General features: G+C 66.0%; 17 protein-coding genes and 1 pseudogene. 13 read left to right on the top strand and 5 right to left on the bottom strand.

Going from position 1 to position 16,493, the window contains the following annotated elements:
* Window positions 1-15: 15 nt before the first annotated feature.
* Entirely contained in the window at window positions 16-969 is a 954-nt protein-coding gene (locus ACFYO0_RS35770) for a helix-turn-helix transcriptional regulator (RefSeq protein ID WP_388684622.1), read from the top strand.
* Window positions 966-1,934, top strand: a complete 969-nt coding sequence (locus ACFYO0_RS35765) for a LuxR C-terminal-related transcriptional regulator (RefSeq protein ID WP_388684620.1) — start codon at window positions 966-968, stop codon at window positions 1,932-1,934. The genes ACFYO0_RS35770 and ACFYO0_RS35765 overlap by 4 nt, the downstream gene beginning before the upstream one ends.
* On the opposite strand, the gene ACFYO0_RS35760 is transcribed toward ACFYO0_RS35765, so the two are convergent.
* Complete coding sequence (locus tag ACFYO0_RS35760) at window positions 1,906-2,949, bottom strand: LuxR C-terminal-related transcriptional regulator (RefSeq protein WP_388684618.1); 1,044 nt, start codon at window positions 2,947-2,949, stop codon at window positions 1,906-1,908. The two genes, ACFYO0_RS35765 and ACFYO0_RS35760, sit on opposite strands and share 29 nt — an antisense overlap.
* Window positions 2,950-3,317: 368 nt before the next feature.
* Here ACFYO0_RS35760 and ACFYO0_RS35755 point away from each other — a divergent pair, with 368 nt between their 5' ends.
* The 4 genes from ACFYO0_RS35755 (at window position 3,318) to ACFYO0_RS35740 (ending at window position 7,287) form a co-directional block, all read left to right on the top strand.
* Window positions 3,318-3,617: a helix-turn-helix transcriptional regulator gene (locus ACFYO0_RS35755; protein WP_388684615.1), complete on the top strand. Its 300-nt coding sequence runs from the start codon at window positions 3,318-3,320 to the stop codon at window positions 3,615-3,617.
* Window positions 3,618-4,100: 483 nt separating this feature from the next.
* The gene (locus ACFYO0_RS35750) at window positions 4,101-5,966 is read left to right on the top strand and encodes a hypothetical protein (RefSeq protein ID WP_388684612.1); all 1,866 of its coding nucleotides are present in this window, start codon (window positions 4,101-4,103) and stop codon (window positions 5,964-5,966) included.
* Window positions 5,882-6,655, top strand: a complete 774-nt coding sequence (locus ACFYO0_RS35745) for a hypothetical protein (RefSeq protein WP_388684610.1) — start codon at window positions 5,882-5,884, stop codon at window positions 6,653-6,655. The genes ACFYO0_RS35750 and ACFYO0_RS35745 overlap by 85 nt, the downstream gene beginning before the upstream one ends.
* Window positions 6,656-6,735: 80 nt before the next feature.
* Complete coding sequence (locus ACFYO0_RS35740) at window positions 6,736-7,287, top strand: SMI1/KNR4 family protein (protein WP_388684608.1); 552 nt, start codon at window positions 6,736-6,738, stop codon at window positions 7,285-7,287.
* Window positions 7,288-7,351: 64 nt separating this feature from the next.
* Here ACFYO0_RS35740 and ACFYO0_RS35735 read toward each other — a convergent pair.
* A pseudogene (locus tag ACFYO0_RS35735) lies at window positions 7,352-7,498 on the bottom strand (cytidine deaminase); the annotation flags it as partial.
* A 19-nt stretch (window positions 7,499-7,517) separates the two neighbouring features.
* Between ACFYO0_RS35735 and ACFYO0_RS35730 the strand changes: the two are divergent.
* Complete coding sequence (locus ACFYO0_RS35730; protein WP_388684605.1) at window positions 7,518-8,399, top strand: helix-turn-helix domain-containing protein; 882 nt, start codon at window positions 7,518-7,520, stop codon at window positions 8,397-8,399.
* Window positions 8,400-8,411: 12 nt separating this feature from the next.
* Complete coding sequence (locus ACFYO0_RS35725) at window positions 8,412-8,597, top strand: DUF397 domain-containing protein (RefSeq protein WP_388684602.1); 186 nt, start codon at window positions 8,412-8,414, stop codon at window positions 8,595-8,597.
* A gap of 118 nt (window positions 8,598-8,715) precedes the next feature.
* On the opposite strand, the gene ACFYO0_RS35720 is transcribed toward ACFYO0_RS35725, so the two are convergent.
* Window positions 8,716-10,173 (bottom strand): ATP-binding protein, encoded by a 1,458-nt coding sequence (locus ACFYO0_RS35720; RefSeq protein ID WP_388684600.1) that lies wholly within the window; start codon window positions 10,171-10,173, stop codon window positions 8,716-8,718.
* A 213-nt stretch (window positions 10,174-10,386) separates the two neighbouring features.
* On the opposite strand from ACFYO0_RS35720, the gene ACFYO0_RS35715 reads away from it, so the two are divergent.
* The 4 genes from ACFYO0_RS35715 to ACFYO0_RS35700 all read left to right on the top strand — a co-directional run bounded on the left by ACFYO0_RS35715 (window position 10,387) and on the right by ACFYO0_RS35700 (window position 14,110).
* Window positions 10,387-11,931, top strand: a complete 1,545-nt coding sequence (locus ACFYO0_RS35715) for a circularly permuted type 2 ATP-grasp protein (RefSeq protein ID WP_388684598.1) — start codon at window positions 10,387-10,389, stop codon at window positions 11,929-11,931.
* 56 nt (window positions 11,932-11,987) lie between these two features.
* A complete protein-coding gene (locus ACFYO0_RS35710) occupies window positions 11,988-12,920 on the top strand; it encodes an alpha-E domain-containing protein (RefSeq protein WP_388684596.1) in 933 nt (310 codons plus the stop codon).
* A gap of 7 nt (window positions 12,921-12,927) precedes the next feature.
* Window positions 12,928-13,770: a transglutaminase domain-containing protein gene (locus ACFYO0_RS35705; RefSeq protein WP_388684594.1), complete on the top strand. Its 843-nt coding sequence runs from the start codon at window positions 12,928-12,930 to the stop codon at window positions 13,768-13,770.
* A gap of 64 nt (window positions 13,771-13,834) precedes the next feature.
* On the top strand, window positions 13,835-14,110 hold the full coding sequence (locus tag ACFYO0_RS35700) for a DUF1876 domain-containing protein (RefSeq protein WP_388684592.1): 276 nt from the start codon (window positions 13,835-13,837) through the stop codon (window positions 14,108-14,110).
* A gap of 89 nt (window positions 14,111-14,199) precedes the next feature.
* Here the strand turns inward: ACFYO0_RS35700 and ACFYO0_RS35695 are convergent, their stop codons facing one another.
* Window positions 14,200-15,315, bottom strand: coding sequence for a sugar ABC transporter substrate-binding protein (locus tag ACFYO0_RS35695; protein WP_388684589.1), 1,116 nt, complete (start codon window positions 15,313-15,315; stop codon window positions 14,200-14,202).
* Window positions 15,316-15,543: 228 nt separating this feature from the next.
* Here ACFYO0_RS35695 and ACFYO0_RS35690 point away from each other — a divergent pair, with 228 nt between their 5' ends.
* Entirely contained in the window at window positions 15,544-16,119 is a 576-nt protein-coding gene (locus tag ACFYO0_RS35690; RefSeq protein WP_388684587.1) for a dihydrofolate reductase family protein, read from the top strand.
* A 1-nt stretch (window position 16,120) separates the two neighbouring features.
* Here the strand turns inward: ACFYO0_RS35690 and ACFYO0_RS35685 are convergent, their stop codons facing one another.
* Window positions 16,121-16,480: a hypothetical protein gene (locus ACFYO0_RS35685; protein WP_388684585.1), complete on the bottom strand. Its 360-nt coding sequence runs from the start codon at window positions 16,478-16,480 to the stop codon at window positions 16,121-16,123.
* Window positions 16,481-16,493 lie beyond the last annotated feature (13 nt).

Genomic DNA, 16,493 nt, shown 5'->3' with positions numbered 1-16,493 from the left:
ACACATCCTCATGCGGTGACTGAGCTGTGCGAGGAGGGTCGCCGTCTCTATGGGAACGCTCTGCGTACGGGACGCATCGCCCGCGCGGACGTGGAGTCCGCTCCCTGTCTGATGGAGTTCACCCTGCTTCACCCCGACCCCGACGATGCGAACTGGCTGCGCCCGGTGCCCCCGTCGATCGCCCTGGCTCAGCGGCTGCACCCCATAGAGCGCGAGATCAGCAAGCGAAGGCAGCTGTCGATCGAGCTCGCCGACGCTTTCGAGCCGTTCATGGCCCTCAGCGCCCAGGCGACGTCGACCACTCACTCGATCACGGTGCTGGAGGGCATAGAGCGGATCAATGCGGCACTCGATCTGGCCACGGCCCAGTGCCAGTCCGAGATGCTCACGGTCCAGCCGAGCCGCCGCCGTCTCGAGCACACCCTCACTCAAGCGCTGGAGCGCGACAGGCCGTTGATCGAACGGGGTTGCCGCATCCGGACGCTCTACCAGCACACGGCCCGCCACAGCCCCGAGACACTGGCCTACGTGGCCCAGTTCTCCAGCGGCAAGGTGGAGTACCGCACCATCGACGAACTCGTCGAGCGACTCATCATCTGCGACGAGACCGTCGCCTTCATCCCCACGCGCGACGACGGGCAGGTCGCCCTCGAACTCCGTCATCCCGGACTCGTCCGCTACCTGATCAAGGTCTTCGAATTCATGTGGGCCCGTTCAGTCCCCCTGGATGCCAACGCCCCCTACGAAACCGCCCCCGACGGCATCACCGACATCCAGCACTCCATAGCGAAGCTGCTCGTCGAGGGCTACGTCGACGAGGCAATAGCCAGGCGCCTCGGCATGAACGTACGCACCTGCCGAGCCCACATAGCCAAGCTCGCCACGGCTCTGGGCAGCGGCAGCCGGGCCCAACTCGGTTTCCTCATCGCCGAGTCGGGGATCCTGAAGCAGGAGGAGGCCGCGGAGTGACGACCGGGCACCTGAATCATGGGGCAGAGGAACTGTGCGAGGCAGGCGCGAAGGTGTACGCGCAAGCCCTTCGCGAAGGGCGCGTACGCAGCGCGGACGCCGGCGAAGTCTCCTGTCTCGTCGACTTCGGACTGCTGCACCCGGCAGTCGGGGATCCGAACTGGTTGGAACCCGTCGCCCCAGTTGTTGCCTTGCACCGGTTGCTGCGGATCTCCGAGGAACGCATCGCGGATGAACGGCGGCGCGAGGCCCGGCTGACCACGGTGTTCGAGCCGCTCATGCGGATCGACGGTCGTCATACGTCAGTGGCCCCGACGATCAGCATCCTCAACGGCAGACAGCGGATCAATCGAGCCATCGCCGAGACCATGGCCGACGCGAACGAGGAACTCCTCGCCATCCAGCCCCGCGCCAATTACGGCGATCCGCATGAGGTGCCTCGAGCCGACGTCATGGATCGTGACCAGGCCCTGCTCGACCGCGGAGGCCGCATACGCACCCTTTACCAGCACACGACGCGCTACCTGCCCTTCGTCCTCGCCCGCTACGAAGAGCTGCGGGGTGACGCAGAGGCCCGTACGCTCGACGAGGTCACCGACCGCCTCATCGTCGTCGACCGCGCGGTCGCCTTCATCCCCGCAAACAAGGACGGCACCCTCGCCCTGGAAGTCGGCCACCCCGCGCTCGTCGAGTACTTCGTCACCACCTTCGACCGCCTCTGGCGACTGGCCACCCCCATGTACCCCGAAGCCGTCCAGCGCCCGTCACTCGATGGCATCACCCCTCGCCAACGTGCCATCGCAAGCCTCCTCATCGAAGGCCACACAGACACCGTGATCGCCGAACGCCTCGGCATGAACGTCCGCACCGCCCGCGTCCACATCGCCAAACTCGCCGAAACCCTGGGCAGCGAAAGCCGCGCCCAACTCGGCTACCTCATCGGCCAGTCGGGGATTCTGGAGTAGCGGGGCCGGGTGCGATGAGGGGCTGAAGGTCCGGGGAGCGCGGCGGGCCGTCGAGGCCCACCTGGGCGATGCGGACGCCGAGCTGCGTGCGGCTGGCGGCGCCCAGGGTCTCCGCGAGACGGGCGATGTGGGCCCGGCAGGTACGAACACTGATGCCCAGTCGCTCCGCGACCACCGCGTCCTGGTGGCCCTCTGCCAGCAGCGCCGCGATGGAGCGTTCGCGGTGGGTGATGCCCTCAATTCCGGTGTCCGGGAGGGGCGCGGTGAGGGGGATCGCGAGGCGCCAGAGCCGTTCGAAGACGGTGACCAGGTAGTCGACCAGCGCCGGGTGCCGCAGCTCCAGCGCGATCGTGCGGTCGGGGCTTGCGGGGATCAGGGCGACCGTCCGGTCGAAGACGATGAGCCGCTCAGGGACCTCGTCGAGGGTACGGGCCTCGGCCGCGTCGCCCATCAGCTCCATGTAGTTGAGCAGTCCCTGACCATGCCGGGCGACGTGCGTGTACAGGTCGCGCATCCGTACGCCCCTCCGGCGGAGCGCGAGCGCCCGGTGCAACCCTTCGGAGAGCTCGTCCTCACGGCGGATGCCACCGGGCTGGACGGCCAGCACCTCGGACGTGCACGCCTCGGTTGCGGTATCCATGGCGGCACGGATCCGGGGCAGTCCGTCCAGCACCCGGATCGCCACTCCCTCGGCAGGCGACCGCGCGTCGCCGCCCAAGGAGGCGTACCACTCGAAGGCGGACACGGTCGCACCCACACGCGACTGCGCCGCAACGACGTCCTCGTGCATCTCCCGCAGCAACCGCGTCATGACCTCCTGCGGCGACGTCGGCACTAGATACCGCATGTCGTCGGGGTCGGGGTGCAACAGCGCCAGCTCGACCAGACAGGGCACGGTCTCGGCATCCTCACGGGACACCCGGCCACGCCGCACGGCCCGGGAGTACACCCGGTCCCCCGCATCGCACAGACGGTCAGCACCGTGCGGATGCGCCTGCCTCCCGTGCCCGGTCATCTCCCCAACCCCCGGTTCCAGCCTCTTCGGAGCGCAACTATGCGCGGCTCACACCGCCTCCGCAACACTGCTTGCCCGCATCCGTGCCCTCAATAGACACACTTGATGACTATTTGTTCACCCCTCAGGCACGGCCCGCTGCAACAACATGAGGCTGGTACACCCATACGTGGTGGCACGATCCTTGGCCATCACGGGACTTCGACCAAGCCCGTTGCGAAGCGCCCCTGGAAGGCAATGTCCCGCCTCAGGACTGCACCTCAAGAACTTTGGTGGGTACGCAAATTCCGCATCGTAGCGGTTAGTCGCAAGCCGTGACTGTCGCGCCAACCCGGGGGGGCTACACGAGGATGCCGACACAAGAGCACATGGCAAACAAGGATGCTCCGATACCGGAGTTCGCGCCATTCCGAGTCATAGACCTGATAGATCGGCTCAGCAAGAGTCGCGTTGAGGCATTGACGCCGCGTGAGAGAGAGGTCATTTCACTTCTTGGCGGCGGGGCAAGTAATAGAAGCATCGCCACGATGCTTGGCATAACGGAGCGTACAGTAAAGGCCCACATTCCGCGGATAACCGACAAACTCGACGTGAACGGCCGGTACAAGGCGGCTGTTGTGGCGGTATTGGAGTCAACCGGCACAGTTACGGGACCTGGCGGTCGCTGATCAGGCGATACGCCCTCATAGAGAGAGGTTGAGTGAGGCCTCTCTCAGCGAATACACAGTCGGTGCTCCAGCGAGAGGTCCTGCGCCTTCGCGGGGCGCCTGGAAGTCGCGCCCTCACAGATTGCCACCCGGCAAACATGTAAGCCGAGGGCATATGCGCATCTGCCCTGGGAGATCCACCCTCGGAGGGATGCCGCACGTGCCCTTTTCCATGCGCGGAGCAAAGAGCCCCTAGCGTCATGCAGCTCTTCGACTGATTCCCCCGGAGTTTATCCCGGGACGCACGCGAGCGAAGTTGAGACGTTCGCAAGCCCAACGAGCCTGCTTACCTAATCAGAACCTCACGTCGCAATGCGTCCAGCTACGCCTGCAAATGACCTCGAACGAACACCGCGGGTGAACGCGAGATAGATAGCAGGTTGCGGCGCCGTACGTCCAGATCCAGGAGAAATAAGCCTCAATTAGCGATGAACGGAGAGCCGAGTGAGAAGAACCAAGTCACTATGGGCAGCGGTAGCGTTAGCGTTCTGCACGCTGCTCCTGCTGCCAACAGTAAGCCTCGGGCAGCAGCTGCCTGAAACCGCCACCCCAGGCGCCGAGGACACGCAGAGCGACCGGATCACAGGAAAGACACCAAACGACAAAGACAGCCGCGAAAGAATCAGCGGTAAGGCGCCGTCCCAGCACGGTCCAGACGCCACCAAGCCTGACCAGCACGGGGAAGACCAACTGGGAGAGCTGTCGAAGGAGACCAGACAGCAGGCGAGAGAGCGTACCGACTTTGTCGCCAAACTCCGCGCCAAAGGAGAGAACCAAAGGGCAGCCATTCAGGCAACACCGTCAACCTGTGAGTCCGCTCCGGTTGACACGGACGCAGGTGCGGCCCTCGACCACATGACATGGTGCAAGATCACCCATGTCGTACACATCTCCGAGGAATGCGACGAGAACGGCTGTGATGAACTTGGCTGGATGAAGTTCCGCATGACAGTTCTCGCAGAAGGAGGCCAAGGAAACAATCCCGAGGAACGCAACATCGTGGCGACGGTCAGGCTGGATCAGCCAGAAGTCATCAAGGGCGTGCCGAGGATGACAGATATTCTGCATCTCACCGGCTCATGCAGCGACCTCGACCCCGAGACGCCGACCTGTGAGGTGCTCGGCAGTGCACATCGCACGCTCGCAGAATGGCAGTTCAACAGCACTGCCTACATCAACTTCATTTCACCCGACGGCGGTATAGGCATCGACAATATAGCAGAGTATGCGTTCGGCTTCGAGCTCAAGGGGAACCGGAAGACAGAAATAGTCGCAGGTGACTATTTCCGATGCGACTCCGCATCCTACATGCGTTACAACTACGGCTGCGTATTCCATGTCGTGGAAGAAGTGTTCGACCTGACGGCCGATAGCCGGACGCAAGAATCAGCGGACCTCATCTGGACCGCCCAAAATAACTCTGACAAGACCTTCCCGGTGAGCGAGTCCACCAAGAAGATTCCCGGATCGGTGAACGGGATAGAAACTCTGACCCGAACAGCCGCCGAAAACATCAGCCCGAACAGGACAAAATCACAGAGCCAATGCAGACTCTTCTTCGGCGAAGAGTACACGAGAGGAGAACGGCAGTGCGACGAATACCCGCAAGCCTCCACCAACCAAGGTGCAAGAAAGGGTGGTGAAGGCTACACGCATTTCGCAGTAAAACCCATCAACGGCACCCACAACAGAAATGCGGGAACCGACCTCGGGGACTTCTATGAAGATCAGCGGATCCTGCGCAACCAAGATCCTTTCTACGTCAAGGTGGTGAACCCTGACGGCAGCGAATACAAAGGACCGCGGGAGCCGAGCGGCGTCGCTACGAAGGTCAGCTACCGCCAGTGCCCGAACAATGACCTCCCGGAGGTCAAGGAAGTCGAGACCAAGGCGCCACCTGAGGGACTGCTGCTCAACTACGCGAAGAACACGCCTGACGGTTGGACCGGCGGCGATTCAACCTACTCGTTCAGGCTACCCGACGGGCGTCAACTGTATCTGTTCTCCGATACCTTCCTCGGGCCACTGAACGCCGACGGGACGCGGCCGACCAGCGCGAAATTTATCAACAGCTCCTTCGTGATACGGAGCGGGGATACGCTTACCACCGTCCACGGAGGCAGCAAGTCCAACCCGAAGGCGCTTATGCCGCCAGCGATCGACAATCGCTGGTACTGGCTCGGCGTATGGTCTCCAACATCGGTGGCGTCGACTATCTCCAGATCATGTTCCAGGAGTACCGAGGCACCAACGACGGAACTGAATTGCCGTTCGAATGGGTCCGCAACGTGGTCGCCACCTTCGACTTGAATGATCTCACCAAGCCAATCTGGATCGACCCCCTTCCTTCAGAGACCGGGGTGTCCTGGGGTTCAGCCCTGCTGCCGGCATCACGCAGCGGAGACGGCCACACCTACATTTACGGCGTCAGCAATGACCCGACGAACAAGAAGATGCACATCGCGCGGGTGCCCGGTGACGACCTGACCAAGGTCGATGAGTGGCAGTACTTGAACCTCTCGCCAACCGGAAGCAACAACTGGATGAAGAATGAGAAGGGGGGCACCACCTACCTCAACGGGATAGCCAACGAGTACAGCGTTACCCCGTGGAATGGCCAGTTCGTCGTTATCAGCCAAGACAGCACCGAGGCGTTCAGCGGCAAGGTCCGCATCTGGTCAGGCTGTGACCCCTTCGGCACCTTCGGCTCGTGGGTCGGTCACGACGAGGTCTACCGGATGCCTGAAGTAGGCCTGTTCGGCAACTACGGGGATCCAGACATCTTCGCCTACAACGCACACGCCCATCCCATTCTGCAGTCCGGCGATCGATGGACGCTGTCGTACAACGTCAACTCGTTCGACAATCGCTGGTCCGATGCGGGTGCACACTTCCGCGACCCGAGCATCTACAAGCCGCGCTTCGTCTCGTTCCGGTTGGTACCCGGCGCTGGCACACGCGCCAGCAAACAGTTCAAGCTCGCCGACTTGCCGAACTGAACCGGAGAGGTGCCCTGCGTCACATATCGTGGGGCACCACTCCACCCCAGCATGGCCCGGGCAATCAGGAGGGGATCACAATGGCGCTTCACCCCATCAGTCACTCGTGGTGGCGCATCGAGAATTGGGTCCGCGGCCAAGGCGTAATGGAGCAACTTCCCCCGCCAGCCGCCCAGCATGACATCACACTGATCGAGCAACGCCTCGACCTGCAGCTTCCGAAGGAGATCACGGAGCTACTGCTCTGCCACAACGGCAGCGGCAGGTTTCTGCTCCCGCCTTGCTTCAAGGTCCTCAACGCCAGAGGCATAGTGGAGAGTTGGGAGTTGAAGGCAGACACTTCGGCACAGAGCAAGTATTACCCCTATCGCCCTCATTACGTCCCATTCGCTGCAGATGGTGCGGGGACGGTGCTCTACTTGGACGCCAGCGGTACAGCAGAACCAGCGGTCCATGAGCACGACAGGGAAGGCGGATCGCCTGACATCACGTCACACCCGATGTGGGAGTCGATCACCTCGCTCATGCATCACACAGCTGAAGCGCTGGAGTTCGGCGGCGTGCTGGGGCGCTACCTCCCCCCGAGCGAAGAAACCGACTTCCTTGAATGGCGGTTCGCCGATCTTGACTGATGGGCCAACTGATCAGCGGTTGTGCCGCATCAGGCAACGTTCGCCCTGTCGTCGGCTGGCGTCGTCAGCCCGTGCTGAGTGGCGCGGTTTTCTCGGCGTTGAGCTGGTGGTCGGCCCAGACGTAGCTTTCGGGCAGCAGGTCGGTGATGAGGACGGTCCGGATGCGGTCACCCTTTCCGACGATGACCTTGAGGGCGGGGAAGTAGTCGAGAGCGGACGAGGAGTAGCCCGTGGGACTGCGCACCACCATCAGCGAGCGCCAGCGACGACTCGGAGCCGAGCTCAAGCAACTGCGCGAACAGGCAGGGTTGAGCGCCGGTAAGGCCGCCGAGCAGATCGGCATGGGCCGCGCCCAGCTGAGCCAGATCGAGACCGCGAAGACGACGATCCTCACGGCGCGACTCCGCGAGCTGTGCCGCACCTATGGATGCACAGATGAGACGTACATCGATGCACTGGTGGCCCTGTCAGAGGCGACAGGCAAGGGCTGGTGGACCGCGTACAAGAACCGCATCGGCCCCGCCGCCCTTGACCTTGCGGAACTGGAGGCCGGCTCCACCGTGCTACGCGCGCATGAGTCGCTGCTGATTCCAGGGCTGTTCCAGACCGAGGACTACACCCGCGCCATCCTTGCCAGCGCCAAGCCAGCCCACGGGACCATCGACGACGCAGTTGCCTTTCGCCAGGAGCGGCAGCACATCCTGACCGATGACGATCCGCCCACCGTGCACGCCGTCATCCACGAAAGCGCGCTGCGGATGCGCTTCGGCGGCGCCGCCGTCATGCGTGCGCAGCTGCTGCACCTCATCGAGCTGGCGCACCTTCCCCACGTGACCATCCAGGTCTACCCGTTCGAGGCCGACGTGTACGCCGCGTACACGGGGAACTTCCTCTACGCGAGGCCCGCGGTCGATCGCTTGAGCACGGTCGTCCTGGAACACCCCATTGCGTCGCTGCACCTGGGCGACAGCAAACACCTTGCTGAATACGGCGCGCTGTTCGATGCTCTGACCGAACATGCACTCGCCCCGATCGACGCGCGGGCGAAGCCCGAGACGCACGCCGACAAGGACTCGCTGTCCCTGATCCAGCACGTGCTCTACACCTACTGAGGAAAGCCGAGAATGCCCCAACTCACCTGGCAGAAGTCGTCGTTCAGCGGCGGAGCCGAGGGGAACTGCATCAATGTCGCCGTAGCCCCTGACGGAACGATCCACCTCCGCGAGAGCGACGACCCCCGCAACGTTCTCACCACCGCCGCCCAGGGCTTCGCCGCTCTCCTCGACAACCTCCGGCGAAGCGCTACTTGATGCCGAGATGTTCGGCGACCACCGCGTCCTGAAAGCCCTACGCGAGCAACCGCGGTTCCGGTGGTGGCGGCATGCACGCATCCATTCGGCGGGCCCGTGATCCGCCCGCGGCCCCGACTCACTCCCCCCGGTACAACCGCTCGAGGTCAATCAACTGGACGGACGGATCCGATCCAGCAGTGGCTCGAAGGCCGTCGCTGAACCCCGCCCCGCTGAAGCACAGCAGCCGCGTACCGGCGACGTCCGTACCCGAGCGCTTGCGCAACAGCCCGCGGATGCGGCGAAGTCGGTCGAGGTGGCCTGTGCCCATGGTCTCGTTCCACTTGGCCTCGCCGATGGCCAGCAGGACCTCGCGGCCGTCGTCCGTACGTCCGAAGACCGCCAGGTCGACCTCCTGGCTGGTCCTGGCCTCAGGGTCCGCGACCGTGCCGGACTCGACGCGGGTTCGCTGCCCGCCCAGAGTGTCGGCGGCGGCGTACCAACGGGCCCACGTTCGGCAGATCTGCTCGAAGTGCGGGCCGACGACCTTGCTGCGGAAGGTGGACTGCGACCGCTCCCAGACGGCCGGTGCCTGTCCCGGCCGTTCCAGGTCGCTCCAATCCGGGCGCATGACTGCGTAGTAGAAGGTGAGGATGGGCTCGGCGATCCTGTAAGCGGAACGTCTGCCGTGGAAGGCGTCCGGATCGCGCGTGATCATGCCGGTGTCCTCGAGGACGGTCAGCGCGTGGCCGAGGTCGGTGGACTTGCGCTCCAGGAAGCTCGCGATGCCGCCCCGGGTGTGGTTGCCCTGGGCGATGGCAGCGAGGACGCCGTGGTAGAGCGCGGTGTCACGCAGGTCCGGCTCCTCGGCGAGGAGGAAGCGTGCCTCGCGGAAGAGGGGGCGGCCAGGATTGAGGACGTTGCGCAGTATCCAGGGGCCGAAGTCGTCGAGGTCGGCGGGCGTGTCGCCGAGCACGAACTCACGGCCGTAGGCGGGAGTGCCGCCCACCACGGAGTTGAGCACGAGAGCCAGGCGGGCGTCCTCGATGCCCCAGAACCGGGCGGCGGACCGGTAGTCGAGTGTCGGCACGACCAGTTCCAGGCTCGCCCGGCCGCGCAGCGGCGCCGTACCGGAGAGCAGGTTCCCCATGAAGGACAGCGCCGATCCGCACAGCAGCAGCCGGACGGGACCGCCCTCCCGGCGCCCCTGCGGCCCGAGGGCTCGCTGGAGCAGTGACGGCAGCTCGGGCGAGGCCTTGACCAAGAACGGGAACTCGTCGAGTACGACGGTCAGTGGTCCGGTGTCCGGCGTCGCGAGCCGCATCATCGCCTCGACGGCCTCGTCCCAGTGCGCGAACCGGTACGGCGTCCGCCGCCCCTGGAACCGGGCCATCGCCGCGCCGAACTGCCGTAGCGATTCGGCCTCGGTGGCCTCACTGGCCGCGAAGAAGAACCCGCCGTTCGCCCGGCACACCCCGTCCAGCAGAAAGGTCTTGCCCTGCCGCCGCCGACCGGACACCACGCCCAATGTGGCCTCGGGCCCCTGGTAACCCGCGTAGCGCACGAGCTCGGCCCACTCGAAGTCACGGTCGAACATGGTCTCAGGTTTCTCGGGCTTGGGAATCACGGGGCCTCCGGGTCTGCCGCGTCCTGTCGGCGGGGTCCATAAGCAGGGAATTTATTATAGGCGTGTTTATCATTGGTTGCGCACGCCATCGGCGCAGTTGGCACCTCACCTCTAGATCACCCCGTGAGCTCCCCGAAATCCCCGAGTGATCACCCCGTTACCTGCCGCACCTACCGTCAGGCCATGGCGGACATATTTGACGCATACGCGTTGGCCGACGCGTGGGACGAGATGTTTGAGCGGCCGGGTGAAGTCAGGACCGCCTACGAGCCGGTGCTGGCAGCGCTTCAACCGATGGAACCGGCCGAACTCCGGTTCAGGGCCGACCAGATGGCACGCGCGTTCACGGACCGCGGCGTGACCTACGCCTTCGCGGGCGAGGAAAGACCCTGGCCGCTGGACCTCGTGCCCCGGGTCCTCGACGCTCTCGAATGGGACCTGATCCAGCGCGGGGTCGCACAACGGGTCAGGGCCCTGGAGGCCTACCTCGCCGACGCGTACGGGCCGTGCCGGGCCTTCGAGGACGGGGTGGTGCCCTGGCGGCTGCTTCTCAACTCCGGGCACTTCCACCGGGCCGCGCACGGTGTGGAACCGCCGGGCGGTGTACGCATCCATGTCGCCGGCATCGATCTCGTACGCGACGAGGCGGGCGACTTCCGGGTCCTGGAGGACAACGTACGGGTCCCGTCCGGGGTCTCGTACGTCATCGAGAACCGGCGCGCGATGACCCGGATCTTCCCCTCCCTCTTCGCCGAGCAGCATGTGTGCCCGGTCGACGGCTACGGGCAGCGCCTGCTCGCGGCGCTGCGCGCGGCCGCGCCCGACGGCGTCGGCGACCCGCGTGTCGTCGTCCTCACCCCCGGCCCGAACAACGCCGCCTACTTCGAACACGCCCTGCTGGCCCGGCTGATGGGCGTGCAACTCGTCGAGGGCCACGATCTCGTGTGCCGCGGGAACCGCGTCTGGATGCGGACGACGCGCGGCGAGATGCCGGTCCATGTCGTATACCGGCGGCTCGACGACGACTTCCTCGACCCGCTCCACTTCCGCCCCGACTCGGTGATCGGCTGCCCGGGCATCATGAGCGCCGCCCAGGCGGGGAATGTCACACTCGCGAACGCCGTCGGCAACGGCATCGCGGACGACAAGCTGCTCTATACGTACGTACCGGATCTCATTCGGTACTACCTCGCCGAGGAACCCGTCATCCCCAATGTCGAATCGTTTCGCCCCGAGGAACCGGAGCAGTTGGAGGCGGTCCTCGACCAGCTCGACCAGCTGGTCGTGAAGCCGGTCGACGGAGCGGGCGGGCAGGGCATCGTCATCGGTCCGCACGCGGACAAGGCCACACTGGATCGCGTACGCAAAGAGGTCATCGCCGATCCGCGCGGCTGGATCGCCCAGCGTCCCGTCGCCCTGTCCACGTCCCCCACGCTTGCGGGCGACCGGATGGCGCCGCGCCACATCGATCTGCGGCCTTTCGCCGTGAACGACGGCAGCGAGGTGTGGGTGCTGCCGGGCGGGCTCACCCGCGTTGCCCTCCAGGAGGGCAACCTCATCGTCAACTCCAGTCAGGGCGGCGGCTCCAAGGACACCTGGGTGCTCGCGGAGGGTCCGGCGGGCGGGCGGCTCCCGGAGGAGCCCGGCACCGTACCGGACGTCGCCCCGCGCCAGCTCGGCCCCGACGGGGAACGCCTCGTCCCGCAGGAAGGGGCGCAACAGCAGTGACGACCACGCACCGGACACCCCCGGACGGAGCGAACACTGATCGAGGAGGTACGGCCGTGAACGACGTGATCCTCTCCCGCATCGCCGAAGCGCTGACCTGGACGGGCCGGTACGTCGAGCGGGCGGACGCCACGGGCCGCATCCTCGACGCGTATCTGCACCGGCTGCTGGAGGACCCCTGGAGGGACGAGGACGTGGCCTGCCGCTCGCTGTACGCGATCCTCGGCGTCGACGCGGGCGACACACGCGTGGACATGCAGCAGGTACTGGACCAGCTGGCCTTCGACGCCCGCTCGACCTGCTCCATCGAGGGAGCGCTGGGGGCCGCCCGCCTCAATGCCCGCAGCGCCCGCGAGGCGGTCTCCTCCGAGATGTGGGAGTGCCTCAACTCCACCTGGCACGCCCTCGCCGACCAGCGCATGGCGGCCCGCCGCACCGGCCCGTACGCCTATCTCGAACTCGTACGCCGCCGGGCCGCGCTCTTCTTCGGCCTGGCCGACTCGACGATGAGCCGCGACGACAGCTGGCGCTTCGTGGTCCTCGGCCGGAGTCTGGAGCGGGTGGACATGACCGTACGGCTGCTGTCCGTACGGGTACTGGACGCCCCCCACGCGCCGGACTGGCCGACGCTGCTGAGCGCGAGCGGGGCGGACGAGGCGTACGCCCGCGTGTACGGCGGCTTCGGGGACACGGCCCGCGTGGCCGAATTCCTCATCATGGACCGGGAGTTCCCGCGTTCGGTACTGCACGCGCTGACCACGGCGGAGGAGTGCCTGGCGGCGCTCGGCCGCCCGCGCCAGGATCCGGCACGCCGCCCGATAGGCCGGATGCGCACGCTTCTGGAGTACCAGGACTCAACAGCTCTCGAAGACGTACTCCCGTCCCTGCTCGGGGAGTTGCAGACATCCTGCATGGCCTCCGCCGAGGCGGTCGCGGAGAAGTTCTTCCCGTACCAGGGGCCCGTCGAGTGGGCCCAGGAAGGAGCGTGAGCACGCCATGACGAGACGGCTCCGTATCCGGCACACCACGAAGGTGTCGTACGCCCAGGCCGCGGTCTCCTCCCACAACGAGGTCCGCATGACGCCGCTGACGCTCCCGAGCCAGACCACGCTGGACGCCCGCGTCCTGGTGAACCCCTCCACCCCGACCTGGTCGTACTGGGACTACTGGGGCACCCAGGTCACCGGCTTCGACCTGATGGAACCGCACGCGGACCTGATGATCACGGCGGTGAGCCTGGTCGAGACGGCCCCGCCGGGCGGGCTCCCCTCGGCCCCGACCTGGGCGGAGGTGGCCGAACGGGTCGCGAACTCCCGCCTGTTGGAGTACGCGGCACCGACATCCCGTACGACCATGCCCGACGCACTCGTCGAGCGGGCCCGCACGGCCGCGGCCGGCCTCGACCCGCACGAGACGGCGGTGGCGGTGTCGTCCATGGTCGCCGACCACGTCAGGTACATCCCCGGCTCCACCGGCGTGAACACCGCCGCCGCCGAGGCCTGGGAACAGGGCGCCGGCGTCTGCCAGGACATCGCCCACCTCACGGCGGGCCTGCTGCGTGCCCTCGGCCTGCCCACCCGCTATGTCTCCGGCTACCTCCACCCCGACCGCGACGCGGAGCTCCACCGCCCCGTCGAAGGCCAGAGCCACGCCTGGGTCGAGTACTGGGCGGGCGACTGGACCGGCTACGACCCCACCAACCGCGTCCGCGTCGACGAGTCCCACGTGGTCGTGGGCCGGGGCCGCGACTACGACGACGTCACCCCGCACAAGGGGGTGTACCGGGGGGTGGCCGGAGGGCCTCCCGAGGTGACCGTGGAGTTCACGCGGGTGGCGTAAGTGGGGCAGGCGGGCGGATCCTGTTGGTGGTAGCCATAGCCGGCCGTCTCCGGAGGTGATCGCGATGACCCACTCGGCTGTCGGATGGCACGTGGAGCTGGAATTCGAGGAGGACGACCACCGCACCCGCGCCGCCGCCCTCGTACGACTCCGTGATGGAAGCGAGGTACGAGCCCACGGCTACGCCAAACGCCACCCCACCGACTCCAACCAGCCAAGGGTGGGCGAAGAAGTGGCAGGAGCCAGGGCCCTGAACGAACTGGCCATGAAACTCCTGACCAAGGCCCACGACGAAATAGACGAGGCCTCCGGCCGGACGTCACGTCCACTGAATGCGTGACGTGGGGACGGTTGCGATGCCGTCCCGGTGAGGGCGGGACCATCCGGCTCCCGCCCCTGCCTCCTCCTGCCCGGAAGCCGGACCCCTACCTATTTCTTCAGGCCGAGTTCCTCGCATGCCGTCTCGTACTTGGACGTGCAGATGTCCGAGACCTTGTAGATGCCGTCGTTGATGACCGTGTCCTCGATGTTGTCCTTCGTCAGGGGGGAGACGAGGACGAGGTGGGCCGGGATGTTCTCCTTCGTCGGGCTGTCCACCTTGTCGCGGGTGAGTGCGTCGAACTCGATGCCCCAGCCGCGGGCCACGGCCACGGCCAGCTCGGCGGCGGTCTCGGCCTCTTCGGGGTAGGGCTTGTAGACGCTCATGTACTGCTCGCCGGAGACGATGCGCTGCACCGCCTCGAGTTCCGCGTCCTGGCCGGTGATCGGCGGCAGGTCGGTCACGCCGGCCGCCTTCAGAGCGGAGACGATGCCACCCGCCATGCCGTCGTTGGCGGAGTACACCCCGTCGATGTTCGCGGCGCCGATGGAGGAGATCGCGGCCATCATGTTGGCCCGCGCGTTCGACGGCTTCCAGTCCTTGGTGTCGTACTGCTTGGCGATGGTCACCTTGTCGCTGAGTTCGGCGAGGGCGGACTTCTTGAACTGGGCCGCGTTCGGGTCGGTGACCGCACCGTTCATCATGACGATCTTCTCGGACCTGCCGCCGTCCAGGACCTCGGCCAGCGCACGGCCCTGCACCTCCCCGACCTGCTGGTTGTCGAAGGAGACGTACGCGTCGATGGGGCCCTCGGCCAGCCGGTCGTATGCGATGACGGGGATGTCCGCGTCCTTCGCCTTCTGCACGCCGTCCGCGATGTCCTTGGCGTCCACCGCGTCCAGGAGCACCACGTCGACCTTGTCGTCGACCATCCGCTGGAGCTGGTTCCTCTGCTCGCCGGCGTCCTGGTCGGCGTTGGCGTATACGACCTCGCCCTTGCCGTTGGTCAGCTCGTCGACCTTCTTCTTGATGATGGGGTGGTCGAACTTCTCGTAGCGCTGGTTCGCCTTCTCCGGCAGCAGCAGACCCACCGTGATGTCGTCGCCCCTGGTCGGCTTCGCCGATCCGCCCTCCGTGCTGTCTTCGAGCACACCACATGAGGCGAGCGAGAGAGTCATGGTGGACACGGCCAGGGATATGGCGATACGACGCATACGGCTGTTCACTTCTGGTGCCTTCCGAACGAGAGCGCAGTTTTGCGACCCAGGTGACAAAAAGCCAACGCGGGCGTATCAAATGCGTCAAGGAATTCTGTCTAACGAGATCACAACAGCACTCTGCGTGGTTGTCGTGAAGACACAGAGGTGAAGATCTGGAGGACCGGCGGGCGAGGATGGAGCATACGTGATCGCCTGTCCATCGGCAGTTCACCCACCGCGAGCCCGGGAGCCCCGATGCGCAAGATCACGCTGAGTATGTCCGTGTCCCTCGACGGTTACTTCGCGGGTCCGAACGGCGAACTCGACTGGCATCTGGTCGACGACGAGGTGCACCGCCACTTCAACGAGCGCATCAAGCCGATGGGCGGCTTCCTGCACGGGCGGGTCATGCACGAGCTGATGGTCGGCTACTGGCCGACCGCCGACGAGGACCCCTCGGCCACGGAGCCCGTGCGCGAGTTCGCGGCCATCTATCGGGACATGCCGAAGATCGTGTACTCCCGCACCCTGGAGCCGGGTCCAGCCGACTGGAACACGACCGTCGTACGGGAAGTCGTGCCCGAGGAAGTCAGGGCCCTCAAGGAGCAGCCCGGCGGCGACCTCGGAATCGGCGGTGCGGAACTCGCGGCGGAGTTCCGCCGCCACGACCTGATCGACGAGTACCTGCTCTACGTCGTTCCGGTCATCCTGGGCCGCGGACGTCCCCTCTTCCCGGAATCGGACGCCACCACCCGCCTCCGTCTCGCCGCGACCCACACCTTCGGCAACGGCCTCGTGCTCCTGCGCTACGAGCGAGCCGGCGCGTCCTGAGTCAGTCCCCGTCGTCCGGTGGGTGTTCAGGGAAGCGGAGGAGGCGGGGCGGGGGGAGCGGGAAGTGTTCGCCGTCGGGGTGCCGGCGGCGGACGCCGTCGTCGGTACGCGCGTTGGGGGCGGACTCGGGATGGGTGGCGGTGCGGGCGTCGGAGGACGGCGGTTCGGTCGCTCGGGCGTGCTCGTGCCAGCCGGCGCGGAACCAGTTCAGCTGCTGCCGTTGCAGCTCCTCCTCGGTGAGCACGCGGACGCCCTCCGGTCCGGCCGCCCGGACCTTCTCGCCGAGTCCGATGAGCAGTTCGCCCATCAGCCTGGAGACGCGTTCCGCCTCGTCACCCCGGCCGCCGCCCGGATTCCCCATGTGCCGCACTCCC

Source organism: Streptomyces sp. NPDC006365 (assembly GCF_042870755.1).
In the GTDB taxonomy this organism is placed as follows: Bacteria; Actinomycetota; Actinomycetes; order Streptomycetales; family Streptomycetaceae; genus Streptomyces; species Streptomyces xiangluensis.
This window is presented reverse-complemented; position numbering and strand designations above follow the sequence as displayed.

Excerpts from the sequence above, each read along its gene's own strand:
- ACFYO0_RS35760 (WP_388684618.1), bottom strand. The coding sequence starts at position 2,949 with ATGACCGGGCACGGGAGGCAGGCGCATCCGCACGGTGCTGACCGTCTG.
- ACFYO0_RS35755 (WP_388684615.1), top strand. The coding sequence starts at position 3,318 with ATGGCAAACAAGGATGCTCCGATACCGGAGTTCGCGCCATTCCGAGTC.
- ACFYO0_RS35745 (WP_388684610.1), top strand. The coding sequence starts at position 5,882 with ATGTTCCAGGAGTACCGAGGCACCAACGACGGAACTGAATTGCCGTTC.
- ACFYO0_RS35740 (WP_388684608.1), top strand. The coding sequence starts at position 6,736 with ATGGCGCTTCACCCCATCAGTCACTCGTGGTGGCGCATCGAGAATTGG.
- ACFYO0_RS35725 (WP_388684602.1), top strand. The coding sequence starts at position 8,412 with ATGCCCCAACTCACCTGGCAGAAGTCGTCGTTCAGCGGCGGAGCCGAG.
- ACFYO0_RS35720 (WP_388684600.1), bottom strand. The coding sequence starts at position 10,173 with ATGTTCGACCGTGACTTCGAGTGGGCCGAGCTCGTGCGCTACGCGGGT.
- ACFYO0_RS35715 (WP_388684598.1), top strand. The coding sequence starts at position 10,387 with ATGGCGGACATATTTGACGCATACGCGTTGGCCGACGCGTGGGACGAG.
- ACFYO0_RS35705 (WP_388684594.1), top strand. The coding sequence starts at position 12,928 with ATGACGAGACGGCTCCGTATCCGGCACACCACGAAGGTGTCGTACGCC.
- ACFYO0_RS35700 (WP_388684592.1), top strand. The coding sequence starts at position 13,835 with ATGACCCACTCGGCTGTCGGATGGCACGTGGAGCTGGAATTCGAGGAG.
- ACFYO0_RS35690 (WP_388684587.1), top strand. The coding sequence starts at position 15,544 with ATGCGCAAGATCACGCTGAGTATGTCCGTGTCCCTCGACGGTTACTTC.
- ACFYO0_RS35685 (WP_388684585.1), bottom strand. The coding sequence starts at position 16,480 with ATGGGGAATCCGGGCGGCGGCCGGGGTGACGAGGCGGAACGCGTCTCC.